The organism is Blautia pseudococcoides, from assembly GCF_001689125.2.
Lineage (GTDB): Bacteria > Bacillota > Clostridia > Lachnospirales > Lachnospiraceae > Blautia > Blautia pseudococcoides.
Genome location: NZ_CP015405.2, coordinates 2,354,762 through 2,369,285 on the forward strand (window position 1 = coordinate 2,354,762; position 14,524 = coordinate 2,369,285).

General features: G+C 48.9%; 14 protein-coding genes. All 14 read right to left on the bottom strand.

Annotated elements, in window-relative coordinates; all coding sequences use genetic code 11:
- Nucleotides 1–55: 55 nt before the first annotated feature.
- The gene (locus A4V09_RS11210; RefSeq protein WP_065542421.1) at nucleotides 56–316 is read right to left on the bottom strand and encodes a hypothetical protein; all 261 of its coding nucleotides are present in this window, start codon (nucleotides 314–316) and stop codon (nucleotides 56–58) included.
- Nucleotides 317–564: 248 nt separating this feature from the next.
- Nucleotides 565–1,509: an AEC family transporter gene (locus tag A4V09_RS11215; RefSeq protein WP_065542422.1), complete on the bottom strand. Its 945-nt coding sequence runs from the start codon at nucleotides 1,507–1,509 to the stop codon at nucleotides 565–567.
- A 5-nt stretch (nucleotides 1,510–1,514) separates the two neighbouring features.
- Nucleotides 1,515–2,024, bottom strand: coding sequence for a flavin reductase family protein (locus A4V09_RS11220; RefSeq protein ID WP_065542423.1), 510 nt, complete (start codon nucleotides 2,022–2,024; stop codon nucleotides 1,515–1,517).
- A gap of 23 nt (nucleotides 2,025–2,047) precedes the next feature.
- Nucleotides 2,048–3,529 carry a 4-alpha-glucanotransferase gene (gene malQ / locus A4V09_RS11225; RefSeq protein WP_065542424.1) on the bottom strand — a complete coding sequence of 494 codons (1,482 nt, stop codon included), beginning with the start codon at nucleotides 3,527–3,529 and terminating at the stop codon, nucleotides 2,048–2,050.
- Between the two features lie 4 nt (nucleotides 3,530–3,533).
- The gene (gene truA, locus A4V09_RS11230; protein ID WP_065542425.1) at nucleotides 3,534–4,289 is read right to left on the bottom strand and encodes a tRNA pseudouridine(38-40) synthase TruA; all 756 of its coding nucleotides are present in this window, start codon (nucleotides 4,287–4,289) and stop codon (nucleotides 3,534–3,536) included.
- An 11-nt stretch (nucleotides 4,290–4,300) separates the two neighbouring features.
- Nucleotides 4,301–5,101, bottom strand: a complete 801-nt coding sequence (locus A4V09_RS11235) for an energy-coupling factor transporter transmembrane component T family protein (RefSeq protein WP_065542426.1) — start codon at nucleotides 5,099–5,101, stop codon at nucleotides 4,301–4,303.
- Complete coding sequence (locus A4V09_RS11240; protein WP_065542427.1) at nucleotides 5,098–5,955, bottom strand: energy-coupling factor transporter ATPase; 858 nt, start codon at nucleotides 5,953–5,955, stop codon at nucleotides 5,098–5,100. The genes A4V09_RS11235 and A4V09_RS11240 overlap by 4 nt, the downstream gene beginning before the upstream one ends.
- Nucleotides 5,946–6,791, bottom strand: a complete 846-nt coding sequence (locus A4V09_RS11245; protein ID WP_065542428.1) for an energy-coupling factor transporter ATPase — start codon at nucleotides 6,789–6,791, stop codon at nucleotides 5,946–5,948. Before A4V09_RS11245 ends, A4V09_RS11240 begins: the two co-directional genes overlap by 10 nt.
- 97 nt (nucleotides 6,792–6,888) lie before the next feature.
- Complete coding sequence (locus tag A4V09_RS11250) at nucleotides 6,889–8,073, bottom strand: GNAT family N-acetyltransferase (RefSeq protein WP_065542429.1); 1,185 nt, start codon at nucleotides 8,071–8,073, stop codon at nucleotides 6,889–6,891.
- A gap of 96 nt (nucleotides 8,074–8,169) precedes the next feature.
- A complete protein-coding gene (gene yihA, locus A4V09_RS11255; RefSeq protein ID WP_065542430.1) occupies nucleotides 8,170–8,763 on the bottom strand; it encodes a ribosome biogenesis GTP-binding protein YihA/YsxC in 594 nt (197 codons plus the stop codon).
- A gap of 22 nt (nucleotides 8,764–8,785) precedes the next feature.
- A complete protein-coding gene (lon, locus tag A4V09_RS11260; protein ID WP_065542431.1) occupies nucleotides 8,786–11,101 on the bottom strand; it encodes an endopeptidase La in 2,316 nt (771 codons plus the stop codon).
- 29 nt (nucleotides 11,102–11,130) lie between these two features.
- Nucleotides 11,131–12,426, bottom strand: a complete 1,296-nt coding sequence (gene clpX / locus A4V09_RS11265; RefSeq protein ID WP_065542432.1) for an ATP-dependent Clp protease ATP-binding subunit ClpX — start codon at nucleotides 12,424–12,426, stop codon at nucleotides 11,131–11,133.
- Nucleotides 12,427–12,505: 79 nt separating this feature from the next.
- Complete coding sequence (gene clpP, locus A4V09_RS11270) at nucleotides 12,506–13,087, bottom strand: ATP-dependent Clp endopeptidase proteolytic subunit ClpP (RefSeq protein ID WP_065542433.1); 582 nt, start codon at nucleotides 13,085–13,087, stop codon at nucleotides 12,506–12,508.
- A gap of 51 nt (nucleotides 13,088–13,138) precedes the next feature.
- A complete protein-coding gene (tig, locus tag A4V09_RS11275) occupies nucleotides 13,139–14,449 on the bottom strand; it encodes a trigger factor (protein WP_065542434.1) in 1,311 nt (436 codons plus the stop codon).
- Nucleotides 14,450–14,524: the final 75 nt, after the last annotated feature.

Consider the following 14,524-nt stretch of genomic DNA (forward strand, 5'->3'; position numbering starts at 1 on the left):
ATCACGAAAAAAGGAAATGCATTTCTGCATTTCCAATTCTGCCTTCCCTGTATGCTTATTCAGCCGCTTCTCCTGCAGAGAGCTCCTGGAGATAATCTGTCATGGCTGTTACGTTCATTTCCGTGGTGACAGCCTCCCCCTCCGTGTCATCTTTTGTGGCAAGGCTGTAAGCAGAATAGCCAATCCATCCCACGATCAACAGACAAACTGCGGAAACGATCACTTTCTCCAGTAAAAGGGCACGTGCCTCTTTTTTCTGGATCTTGTCGCGGTTATTCTTATTGTTTTTATATTTGTCGACTTTTTCCTGGCTCATGATGCTTCTCCTTATGTAAAGTAATGAATATTCTCTGGTTTTTAATTATAGCACATCTTTTTTTATTTTACCACTCTTTTGAAATTTCTTCTTCCCCCGTTTTTGATCAGGCATACCTCCTGGAATTTTCCTGTTTTTAGATCTCTGAACCCTGCCACCTGCTATCCGGTGCAGATGCTTGGATCTGACCACAGGCTTCATGGCCGCACGGTCATAAGGAACAACACATGGAACCACTTCCTTTTCTCTCAGACCAGTCCCAGGGTCTTCAATAAAAACAGCCATCCGGTCAGTGTAAACGCCGAAAAAAACGTAGTCAGCATAACTGCGCTGGAAGTCATCACGCCCTCATGCCCCATATTTTTCGCCATGACGAAGCAGCTCACGGTTGTGGCTGACCCCAGCATGACCAGTATGGCGATCAGGCGTTCCCCGCTATACCCAAGGCGGACAGCAAGGGGAAGGAAAACGGCAGCCAGAACCACCAGTTTTATCACACCCGCCAGTACAGAAGGACGCAGCTTTGCCAAGGCCTTCTTTCCTTCAAAGGAAGCCCCCATAGCCATAAGGCCCAGAGGGGTTGCCAGGACTGCCACGTTCTTCACTGTTTTCTGCATGATTTCCGGCTGGGGGATTCGGAGTACAGACCATAGAATGCCGGCCAGGATACCCAGTATAATAGGATTGGTCACGATCCCCTCTGCTGTCTGAAGCAAAAGCTTTCTGTCAAGCTTTTTTCGTCCGGGCTTCATGAGGGACAACACCACCACCGCCGCCGCATTGTAGAGGGGAACCGTTCCAACGATCATAAGAGGCGCCATTCCGGAACTGCCATAGATATTCTGGATAAACGCAATACCCAGAATAGCGGCACTGCTTCTGTAGGACGCCTGCACAAACTCCCCCCGGATATCCTCCTCCACCAGAAACCTGGCGAGGAGGGTGATCACCGTAATACTTACAAGGGTAGCCAGAAAACAAAACAGGACAAATCCGCCGTCCCAGCTTTCCCGTACATCCACAGAAGAAATGTCCTGAAATACCAGCGCCGGTATGGCTGCCACAAAGACAAAACGGTTGAGCTTTGCCACAAAATCAGCGCTCATCAGTCCCAGATACCGGAACAGAAGCCCCAGAAGCATAGTGAGAAAGATGGGCAGCGTGGCATTCAGGCTGAATATGAGATTTTCCAATGCATTCAGCCTTCCTTCACCAGTACCTTCAAAACTTCTCCGATATACATGGTGTGATAGTCTTTCTCAGGATACCACTTTTCGTCATTCTCCGGTGCATCAAAGTTTTCCGGGAAAATATCTCCGTGATACATTTTCTTGCAGACAAACACCAGACTGGCCTCCTCAAACACGGGAGTGCCGTCCACAAAGCAGGCGGTCAGACCGGCCTCTGTGATTTTATCCCTGTCACGTCCGGACACGCTGCCGCAGAGACTCAGGGCTTTTTTGTACTCCTTAGGGAAGAAGGAGATAGTAAAGGTATCGTTTGCATCCACGAATTCCTTTGTGTACCGCTGGGGACGGATGTAAGCTGTCACCACATCTTTTCTCCAGATCACACCAACGCCGCCCCAGCTTGCAGTCATGGTATTGTATTTTTCCTCTGTTCCCGCTGTGATCAGCATCCACTCTTTTCCAATCTTGGTAAATGGATTGAACTGTAATTCCTCTGTTTTTACTTCTTTAAATGCCATAATGATTCCTTCCTTTCTGCGGCCTATAATCTGCCGTATAACTTTGTCATATGCCAAATCCTGCCTTTTAATTCGTCTGAAAATGCATTTTTTTCCATCCGCCACTTCCAGTTGTCCCCTAATGTGGAGGGGGTATTGATCCTCGCCTCACTGCCAATGCCCAGATAATCCTGCACCGGTATTATACAAGTATCTGCTACGCTGCGCATGGCAAGGCTTATCAGATCCCAGTGCTGCTCCTCTTTTGGTGTATGAAAGCTGTTCATGTATCTGAGGGCAACATCCCTGTCCCAGTCTGTCATGTGCTCATACCAGCCCACTGTAGTGTCATTGTCATGGGTTCCTGTGTAGACCACACAGTTTCTATCATATTTATAGGTGAGATAATCACTGTTCTCACTGGTGTCAAAGGCAAACTGCAGCACTTTCATGCCCGGATACCCGCTGTCACGCAGCAGCTTATACACGGTCTCCGTGAGAAATCCCAAATCTTCCGCAATAATGTTCCGCTCTCCCAACTCTTCTTTCATGGTATGGAACAAGTCCATGCCCGGCCCCTTTTCCCAGTGGCCGTTTTGTGCCGTATCATCTCCGTAAGGGATGGAATAATACTCATCAAATCCCCTGAAATGGTCAATACGCACAATATCAAAGAGCTTAAAGCAGTGGCTTATCCTGCGCATCCACCAGCCATAGTGCATTCTCCTGTGGTAATCCCAGCGGTACAGGGGATTGCCCCAGAGCTGGCCTGTGGCAGAAAACCCGTCCGGCGGACATCCGGCCACTGCTATGGGCAGATTATTTTCATCCAACTGGAACAGTTCCGGATTCGCCCAGGTATCCGCGCTGTCAAATGCCACATAGATTGGGATATCTCCAACAATCTGAATCCCCTTTTCATGGGCATAATTCTTCACATTTTTCCACTGTTCAAAAAATTCAAACTGCAGGTATTGATAAAAAATAATGTCCTCACGCAGCTCGTCCTGATATTTTTTCAGGGCAGCAGGCTCTCTCAGGCGCACTTCCTCATCCCATTCGATCCAGCTTTTGCCGCCAAATTTATTCTTCACAGCCATGTAGAGGGCATAGTCATCCAGCCAGTGGTTGTTTTCCACGCAAAAAGTGAGGAAATTGCCGTCGGAAAGGATTTTGCTTCTCTCAAATGCCTTCCGAAGGAGAGGAAAACGGCTCTCGTATATTTTCCCATAATCAATATAGGAGGGATGGTCTCCCCAGTCGCAGGCATCACACTCTTCTTTTGTCAGCCATCCTTTTCCGATCAGCACATTCAAATCTATGAAATAGGGGTTGCCTGCAAAAGTGGAAAAGGACTGATAGGGGGAATCCCCGTAGCTGGTAGGTCCCAGCGGCAATATCTGCCAGAGCTTCTGACCGGTATCCCTCAAAAGGTCAATAAACTCATATGCCTCCTTTGAAAATGCTCCAATGCCGTATGGAGACGGCAGACTGGCGATTGGCAGCAGCATTCCACTTCTTCTCATATCACTATTCCTCTTCCTTGCCGTTTTTATAGTCGATTTTTATCAGGGTAAGCCCCCGTGCCGGTGCGGTGGGGCCGGCCGCCTTCCTGTCTTTGGCAGCCAGTATTTCCTGCATTTTTTCCGGGGGATAGGCCCCGCCGCCGATCTCCATCAGCGTGCCGGCCAGGATCCGCACCATATTGTACAAAAATCCGCTGCCGGTAATACGCATGGTGATCAGGTCATTCTCACGTTCCACCGAAAACCTGTGAATGGTCCTGACCGTTGTCTTTACCTGGGCCCCGGTACCGCAGAAGCTTTTAAAATCATGTTCTCCCAGCAGATATTCCCCCGCTTTTCTCATCTTCCCGATATCCATGGGAATGTAGGTAAAATGAGAATAAAACCGCTCTGTGGGCACCGGAAATCTTCTGTTTAAGATCCGGTACTCATAGGTCTTCTCACTGACTTGGTACCTGGGGTGAAAATCTGCGCGAACCTCCTTTGACATCTGGATACGGATGTCCGCAGGGAGGCGCTGGTTCAGCGCATAGGCTATCTTTTCCCCGGGCATCCTGGCATTTGTGTCAAACACCGCCACATTGCCCAGGGCGTGTACGCCTGCATCGGTCCTGCTTGCCCCTATGGTCTCCACAGGCTCCTTCAGCAGCTCCGACAGATGGTGGTTTAAAACTTCCTGTACTGTAATTCCGTTGGGCTGTACCTGCCAGCCGCAGTAATTTGTGCCGTCGTAGGCAATCTCCAGCATAATACGCTTCATACCGGCCCCTCCTAGACAAGTACGCGGATGGCAATATCCGCGGCCAGATAAAGGAAGATACACACATAGGCTGAGATATCCCTGCTGTGGTATATGAGAGGTTTCATGGATGTCCGGTTCTCACCGCCGTGATAGCAACGCGCCTCCATAGCCATAGCCAGATCATCCGCCCTTCTGAAAGCGGAGATAAAAAGGGGCACCAGAAGCGGCAGCAGGTTCTTGGCCTTCTGGATCAGACCGCCGTTCTCAAAGTCAGCGCCTCTGGCGATCTGGGCCTTCATGATCTTATCTGTCTCCTCCATGAGGATGGGGATGAATCTGAGGGCGATCGACATCATCATGGCGATATCATGCACGGGGATCCTGATTTTATTTAAGGGCCTCATGAGCCTTTCCAAACCGTCTGTAAGCTGGTTCGGCGTTGTGGTCAGGGTCATGACCGAGGAGCCGATGACCAGGTAGATCAACCGGATGCCGATCCTCACAGCCTGCAGGATCCCCTCCTTTGTGATCTCGAAGATCCAGAACTGCCACAGCACCTTGCCCGGTACTAAAAACAGGTTGAATGCAACTGTGATCAAAAGTATGAAAAACAGAGGTTTCAGACCTTTCAGCATGAACTTTACAGGAACCTTGGACATGATGATGATCGTCACCAGAAATACAGTTGCCAGCAGATATCCCCAGAAGGAATTTGCCACGAAAAGGGATACCAGAAACATGATAGTCCCTACAAACTTCACTCGGGGGTCCAGCCTGTGGAGATGTGAATCCGCAGGGTAATATTGTCCGATCGTAATATCTCTTATCATTTGTCCAATCTCTCCAGTGCCTGTAATATACTTGCCTTTGCCTCTTCCACCGTGGTGGCTTGGGTGTCCACATGCAGACCGCGTTCACCAAGCGCGTGCATGATATATGTGATCTGCGGCGCTGCAAGCCCCATGGCCTCCAGCTCCTTATAATGGGAAAAGACTTCTCTGGGTACACCGTCAAATGCCTTTTCCCCTTTATTCATCACGATGATTCGCTCCACATATTTGGCGATGTCCTCCATACTGTGGGATACCAGGATCACGGTGATCCCCCGCAGGCTGTGCAGGGTTGCGATCTGATCCAGTATCTCATCCCGTCCCTGGGGGTCCAGACCTGCTGTTGGCTCATCCAGGATCAGCACTTCCGGCTCCATGGCCAAAACACCTGCGATGGCCGCCCGCCGCTTCTGTCCGCCTGACAGTTCAAAGGGAGAACTCTTATAAAACTTTTCCGGTAAGCCCGCCTGGGTCAGTGCCCTGACTGCCCTCTCCTCTGCCTCTTCTTTAGACAGCCCCAGGTTCTTTGGCCCAAAGCAGACATCCTCCAGGACCTCTGCCTCAAAAAGCTGGTGCTCCGGATACTGGAATACCAGGCCCACCTGGCTTCTCAGCTTCTGCCTGTCGTATTTCTCCTCCCATATATCCTGACCATTATAGAAAACAGTGCCTGATGTAGGTTTCATAAGACCGTTAAAGTGCTGTATCAGTGTGGATTTTCCGCTGCCTGTGTGACCGATAATGCCCATGAACTGACCGTCGGGTATTTCCATATCCACATCCTTTAAGGCGTGCATTTCATAGACGGTTCCCGGACTGTATGTGTATGTGATGTGCTCTAATTTTATTGACATAATGCGTTCACCAATTCCTCTGTTGTCAAGATTCCTGCAGGCAGCTTCGCTCCTGCCTGTTTCAGTTCATAAGAAAGGAGTGTCACCTGGGGCACATCCAGGCGGTAGGATTTCAACTCTTCCACCCTGGAAAAAACTTCCCTCGGTGTTCCCTGCATCACTATTTTCCCCTGGTCCATGACGAACACACGGTCCGCATTCACTACTTCCTCCATATAATGTGTGATCAGAACAACTGTGATGCCCTCTTTTTCGTTCAGCTCCTTTACCGCGCGGAGCACTTCTTTTCTGCCGTTCGGGTCCAGCATGGCTGTAGGCTCGTCCAGTATGATGCATTGGGGATGCATAGCCATCACACCGGCTATGGCAACTCTCTGCTTCTGTCCGCCGGACAGCTTATTGGGTGAATGATGGCGGTACGCTGTCATGCCCACCGCCTCCAGACTTTCATTCACCCTTTTCCAGATATCCTCTGTGGGAATCCCCATATTCTCAGGGCCGAATCCCACATCCTCCTCCACCACGGTACCGATGATCTGATTGTCGGGATTCTGGAAAACCATTCCTGCCTTCTGGCGGATCTTCCAGATCTCCTCCTCCTCCATGGTGTTCACGCCGTCCAGCCACAGTGCGCCCTCCGTAGGAAACAAAAGGGCATTGATATGCTTTGCCAGAGTGGATTTTCCGGAGCCGTTATGTCCCAGGACAGCAATAAACTGTCCTGCTTCGATATTCAGCTCCACATTGTCAAGGGCCCTGTAGGTGCCCTCCACATGGCCGCTTTCATCGTATTTATAATAGTCATGCACCAGTTTAATGGCTTTTACAATTCCCATTTTATATCCTTTCCATTGTACCTGATTAGTAACGATCCAGTCAACTGAATAATCACGGGTATCCCCCCAATAAAATCACTCTTCGATGGGAGGATTTCTATTCACTGCAGGTATATCTGTAGACCTCCATATCCTCGCTGTCATCCTCCAAACGGTAGTCAATTTTAGAAAATCCCAGCTTGCGGGCCAGTTTTTTAGAGGCCAGATTGGCACTGCGAATCCTGCAGTACAGGTACACAGCCCCTCTTCTCTTTGCCTCCTCCAAAATACCCCGGCAGGCTTCATAGGCAAATCCTTTTCCTCTGTGTTTTTCATCAATGAGATATCCCAGTTCCACCACCGAGCTGTTGTGGTTCCATATTTTTGGCTCCACCCCTGCACGGCCTACGATCATCCCGCTCTCTTTCTCCTCCAGGACCCAGTAGCCCATATCACACATTTCATACATGTATTTGCGGTAGGAAGGAAAGGCCTCCAGTTCCTCCTCCAGGCTCTTTGCCATTCCTTCTGCGGTATCCGGGGTTCCCTGGCTGGTGATCTCCATCATTTTAGGAATATCCTGTTCCGTCATTTCCCGTATCCGCAGTCTTTTTGTCTCACACACCAATGCGGGAAGATGTCTGCCATGGCAGTATACTTTCTCTAAAAAAGCACCGTCAATCTCTTCATATCCCTCGATCACCACATCCGCAGGGCTTAAATCCTGCTTTCCGGAATCCGGGTTGAAGTAGGCGCAGCAGACCATCCCTGCCGCCTTTGCTGCCCTGCATCCGTTGCTGGAGTCCTCAAGGATCAGGCACTCCTCCGGGTCAAGTTTCATCTGCCTGGCGGCTTCCAAAAATACATCCGGTGCCGGTTTAGGGTTTTTCACCTGCTCCCCGCTCACAAGAAGTTCAAAATAACCGTCAATCCCCAGACTTGTCACCACCTGCCGGATATAGGCCGGAGGGGAGGAGGAGGCTATGGCCAGACGGTATCCGCTGTCTTTGAGCCGTCCAAGCAGCTGGGGCACACCCTTTATCATAGGAAAGCCTTCCTCTGCAATGACCTTCTTTTTAATCTGTTCCATAGTCTCAACCAGTTCTTTATCATCCCTGGAAATCCCATAATTGTCATGCAGTATATCCATTAAAAAACCATTGGTGGAACCGATACATGGTTTGTAAATCTCATGATCAAGTTCAATCCCCCGCGCTGCAAGCGCCTGCTTCCAGACTCTGTAGTGGACCGGCTCACTGTTGATCAACACGCCGTCCATATCGAAAATAATTCCTTTTAACATACTATCTCCCTTTTAACGGAACTTTACCCTGTGTTTTCCCGCAAAACAAGGGAGCGCCGCTGTCAAAGCGACACTCCCTCGTATCTCTACACGGTCCTACGCCGGCTCAAACAGCAAACTTTCCGCCAGCTCCCAGATTTCCTCTCTTCCCTGCTTTGTCTCAGCAGAGAATGGGATCACTCTAGTGCCCGGAGGCAGCGCAAGCCCTTCTTTTAAGGCTTTTACATGCTTCGGTACCTGGCTTCTCTTTAATTTGTCCACTTTTGTTGCTATGATAATCGGCTCATATCCGTTGTGCACAATCCAGTCATACATGGTTTTATCGTTAGCAGATGGGTCATGGCGGATATCAATCAGCAGAAATACTGCTTTCAATTCCTTTGTATTTTGCAGATATCTCTCTATCAGCTTTCCCCACTGTTCCTTTACTGCCTGGGCTACTTTTGCGTAGCCGTACCCCGGCAGGTCTACCAGATATAACGCATCATTCACATTATAAAAATTAATAGTCTGCGTCTTTCCGGGGGATGCGCTGGTCCTTGCCAGGGATTTCCTGTTCATAAGCGCATTGATCAGGGAAGATTTCCCTACGTTTGATTTCCCCGCAAATGCGATGTGGGGCAGCTCCGTTACGGGAAGCGTGCTTGTGACACCGCAAACAATATCCAGTGATACATTCTTAATTACCATCATTCATCCTCCGAATTTGGTTTCAGACAAAAGCCTGTGCCAGCACTTCTTCCATGGTGCTGACAAATACAATGGTCATGCCGTCTGTGATCTCTTTTTCCATCTCTTCAATATCCGGCCTGTTCTCCCCTGGAACCAGCACCGTTTCAATCCCTGCACTCTTGGCTGCCAGAAGCTTTTCCTTCAGGCCCCCGATCGGCAGGACCCGTCCCCTTAAAGTGATTTCACCGGTCATGGCAAGATCTGCCTTCACCGGTGTTCCGGTCACTGCGGAGAGCATGGCAGTGGCCATGGTGATTCCCGCGGACGGACCGTCCTTGGGAACCGCCCCCTCAGGAATGTGGATATGTAAATCATGTTCCTGGAAAAATTCAGGTGTGATATTATATTTATCCGCAATGGAACGGATGAAACTGACCCCGGTCTGTGCTGACTCTTTCATCACATCCCCCAACTGTCCGGTGAGCATGAACTCCCCTTTTCCGGGCATGAGGTTTACCTCGATCTGCAGGGTATCACCACCTACACTGGTCCACGCAAGCCCGCGTACGATTCCGATTTCATCCGTGTTGTTCTTCCTCTGGCAGGTGAACTTGGCCCGGCCTAAAAACGCCTCCAGATTCTCTTTATTCACTGTGACGGATTCCTGCTTATCCTCCAGGATCCGTCTTGCGGTCTTCCTGCAGATTTCACCGATTTTCCGCTCCAATTCCCTGACTCCGGCTTCCTTTGTATAGCCGGTGATCATTTCCCGCAGACCCTCATCCTCCAGAACGAGCTGCCCCTCTTTCAGGCCATGGATCTTCATCTGCTTTGGAACGAGATGTTCTTTGCCGATGTGCCATTTTTCATTTTCCGTATAGCTGCTCACCTCAATGATTTCCATACGGTCCAGAAGCGGCCTTGGAATGGTCTGCAGGTCATTGGCTGTGGCAATAAACAACACCTCTGACAAATCCAGTGGAATTTCCACGTAATGGTCTCTGAACTTGTTATTCTGCTCTGAATCCAGTACCTCCAGAAGTGCGGAAGATGTGTCACCTTTATAATCGCTGCTGACTTTGTCTATCTCATCCAGAAGCATCAGGGGGTTTTTCACACCTGACTGTATCAGCCCATTGGCGATCCTGCCGGGCATGGCGCCGATATAGGTTTTTCTGTGTCCCCGGATCTCAGCCTCATCCCGTACGCCGCCGAGACAGATGCGGACATATTCCTTGCGGAGCGCCCGCGCCACGGACTTGGCAATAGATGTCTTTCCTGTTCCGGGAGGACCCACCAGACACAAAATGGGGCTTTCACCTTTTTTGGTGAGTGTGCGCACCGCCAGAAATTCCATGATGCGTTCCTTCACCTTGTTAAGGCCGTAATGGTCTGTTTCCAGAACCTTGCCGGCCTCTTTTAAGTTCTTATTATCCCTGGTCATCTTATCCCAGGGAAGAGAGAGAAGAGTCTCAATATAACTGCGCATCACACTGGACTCCGCCTGACTGCCTGCAGTTTTCTTGAATCTTTCCACTTCTTTTATTATCTTGTCTTTTACTTCCCGGGAAGCTTTCAGCTTCCTGGCTTCCTCACGGAACTGGTCCGCCTCGGACCGGGTATCATCTTCGCCCAGCTCTTCCCGAATCAGTTTAAGCTGTTCTCTCAGGATATATTCCCTCTGATTCTTGTCCACCCGCTCTTTTACTTTGCTCTGCAGTTCTGCACTGATTTCCAGGACCTCGATCTCATTGGAGAGAATGATTCCCAGTTCCTCATAACGGTCTTCCAGAGATACCGCTTCCAGAACCTTCTGCCTGTCCACATATCTCATGGGAAGATGTATGGATATCTGGTCAATGACTTTGCTCACATCATCCAGCTCCAGTATCTGGCCTGCCAGTTCTTTGCTCATCTTTGGATTCACATTGCAGTATTTGACAAAGATCTCTTTCATGCCGCGGAGCATGGCTTCCTCCACACTCTCCTCCGCACTTTTCAGTTCTTCCACATCAAATGTAGCTGCCTCGGCATTCAGATAGTATTCACTTTCCGTAAAACGGAGCAGTTCAGCCCGCTCCATTCCCTCTACCAGGACCCGGACAATATCCTTGGGCAGTTTTACAAGCTGCTTTATCTCCGCAACGGTTCCAATTTTATATAAATCTTCCTGGCCCGGGTCCTCCACTGCAGGATCCTTCTGGGTGATCAGAAGCACCCTCTGATCCTGCATCATGGCCTTCTCAATGGCCTGTATGGATTTTTCCCTGCTCACATCAAAATGGACGATCATGTCAGGAAGGATGGTTGTACCTCTAAGGGCGATGGCCGGCAGATTATAGATTATGTCACTCATTCCCGCGCCTCCTTAATCGTTATGCATATTTATGCAGTTTCTGGTGTTCCCCTCTTGCGTCCACCCTTGTTTCTCCTTGTGGGCGGCTGCATTTCCCCATGTTCAATTAAGGCATGCCCCTTACCTTCTACCAAGTCTTTTGTGATCTTACAGGAGCGGATGGTCTCGTCAGAGGGTGCTGTATACATAAGGTCCATCATGGTTGACTCCATAATAGCCCGCAGTCCTCTGGCTCCTGTCTTTCTTTCCATGGATTTCTTGGCGATCGCCACCAGGGCATCATCGTCAAAATCCAGGTCCACGCCGTCAATTTCAAAAAGCCTTTTATACTGTCTGATCAGAGAGTTTCTCGGCTCTTTCAGAATCTTCACCAGCGCCTCCTCGTCCAGGGCATCCAGGGATACCACTACCGGGACACGGCCTACAAACTCGGGGATCATACCGAATTTAACCAGGTCCTGAGGCATTACCTCTTTGAGAATCTCTCCCACGTTTCTGTCTTTCTTATCTGTCACCACAGCATTGAAACCAATGGCTTTTGTATCCATTCTGTTTTCAATGATCTTGTTCAGTCCCTCAAAAGCACCGCCGCAGATGAAGAGAATATTGGTGGTATCAATCTGCAGGAATTCCTGATGTGGATGCTTTCTTCCTCCCTGGGGCGGAACACTGGCAACTGTGCCCTCCAGGATTTTCAGAAGTGCCTGCTGTACACCCTCCCCTGATACATCTCTGGTGATTGACGCATTTTCCGATTTTCTTGTTATCTTGTCAATCTCATCAATATATATGATACCGTACTGCGCACGGTCAATATCGTAATCAGCGGCCTGAATGATCTTCAGCAGAATATTTTCTACATCCTCGCCTACATATCCGGCCTCTGTCAGAGTTGTGGCATCTGCAATGGCAAAAGGCACATTCAACAGCCTGGCCAGTGTCTGGGCCAGCAGCGTCTTACCGGAACCGGTTGGTCCCAGCATCAAAATATTACTTTTCTGAAGTTCAATGTCGGAATCTTTTCCGGCCATAACTCGCTTATAGTGATTGTAAACGGCTACAGACAGCACTTTTTTCGCCTCATCCTGTCCGATCACATAGTCATCCAGAAATGTTTTGATCTCCTGTGGTTTCAGCAGATTGATCTCTCCGTTGCTGTCCTCCGTGTAACCTGCGCTGTCCTCATCTATGATCTCTGCACAGATTTCCACGCATTCATCACAGATATAAGTACCGCTGGGTCCTGCAATCAGTTTCCGTACCTGTTCTTCTGTCTTTCCGCAGAAAGAGCAGCGGATCTTTGGCTCGTTTCCTTTTATCGCCATTCTTCTATTCCTTTCTTGTTCTCCGTATTAATGCCGAAAGACCCCCGCAGCTAAACCGCAGGAGTCTTATCATTCGTTCTTATCTGTGCTCAATTACACTGTCAATCAGACCATAAGCCTTTGCCTCTTCTGCGGACATATAATTATCTCTTTCCGTATCTCTGGCGATGACTTCAAAAGGCTGACCTGTGTTGGCGGCCAGAGTCTCATTCAGTTTCTTCCTGGTCTTCAAGATCATGTCGGCAACAATCTGAATTTCCGTAGCCTGTCCCTTTGCACCGCCGGACGGCTGATGGATCATGATCTCCGCGTTGGGGAGCGCGAATCTCTTTCCTTTTGTACCGCCTGCCAGCAGGAATGCACCCATGCTTGCAGCCATACCGATGCAGATTGTGGACACATCACATTTAATGTAATGCATGGTATCATAAATAGCCCATCCTGCTGTCACAGAACCGCCCGGACTGTTGATATACAGATGAATATCCTTTCCCGGGTCTTCTGATTCCAGGAACAGAAGCTGTGCCACGATCAGGCTTGCTGTTGTGTCATTCACTTCTTCTCCCAGAAAAATAATTCTATCCTTCAACAGCCTGGAGTAGATATCATAACTTCTCTCTCCTCTGCTGGTCTGTTCAATGACGTATGGTACTAAACTCATGAAACTCCTCCTATTCTGTCACGCGGGCGTAAGAAACGAACTGTCTGTCCGTTACCCTTCTGTCTTCTCCACTACTTCTGTCACTTTTGCAGCGTCAGCTACTAAGGTAACAGCTTCCTGAACAGCGATATCTTTCTTCATCTGCTCTTTCTCGTAGTCGCCCATTAATTCTTTTAATTTGTCGGCTTCCATTTTGTACATTTCAGCCATCTTTGCGATCTCTTCATTTACTTTTTCTTCGGTAACCTGGATGTTCTCTACTTCTGCAACTTTCTCCAGTACCAGACGGCTCTGGATCCTCTTCAATGCCTGAGGTCTCATCTGCTCCTGGATCTTGGCATTATCAAGACCTGTAAACTGATAATACTGGTCAATAGATAATCCCTGGGACTGCAGTCTTCTTACAAAATCATCCACCAACTGACGGATCTGGTTCTGGATCATTGCTTCCGGAATATCCATCTGTGCGTTCTCGATGATCGCATCTACTACTTTATCTTCTTTTTCACGTTTTGCAACGTCCTCTTTGCGCTCTTTCAGCTTCTGCGCAATGTCGTTTTTGTATTCTTCCAGAGTATCAAACTCAGAGACATCTTTTGCAAATTCATCATCCAGTTCAGGAAGTTCTTTCACTTTGATGGCTTTTACGCTGCATTTGAACACTGCTGCCTTTCCAGCCAGATCTTCGGCTTGATAATCTTCCGGAAAAGTCACATTGACTTCTTTTTCACCGCCGATCACAGCGCCCACTAACTGCTCTTCAAATCCCGGAATGAAGGAGTTGGAACCGATCGTCAGAGGATAGTCTGTGCCTTTGCCGCCTTCAAATGCCTCTCCGTCCACGAATCCTTCAAAATCAAGAGTGATCATATCGCCGTTTTCAACTGCTCTGTCATCTACGTCGATAGTTCTGGAGTTATTCTCCTGCTCTTTCTTCAGTTCTCCTGCAATTTCTTCTTCTGTTACTTCTGCTTTGGCAACTTCTACTTCTACACCTTTGTAGTCACCCAGGGTCACTTCAGGTTTTACAGCTACTTCTGCTGTGAAGATGAACGGTTTGCCTTTTTCGATCTGTACCACATCAATTTCCGGCTGGGAAACAATATCCAGGCCGCACTCATCTGCTGCCTTTGGGTATTCAGACTGGATCAGTGCGTTGGCGGCATCTTCATAGAAGATACCTGCTCCATACATTTTTTCAATCATCACACGGGGTGCTTTTCCTTTACGGAATCCCGGGATGGTGATCTTGTTTTTGTTTTTCTGGTAAGCAGCCTGTACTGCTTTTTCAAAATCTTCAGCGGAAGCCTCAATAGTAAGCTTCGCCATGTTCTTCTCTAAGTTTTCTACCTGTACGCTCATTTTAAATGATTCCTCCTTGAATTCTATATGTATTCATGCATTTTGAGTATTCATGCATTCCTGCCCAAAACGGAC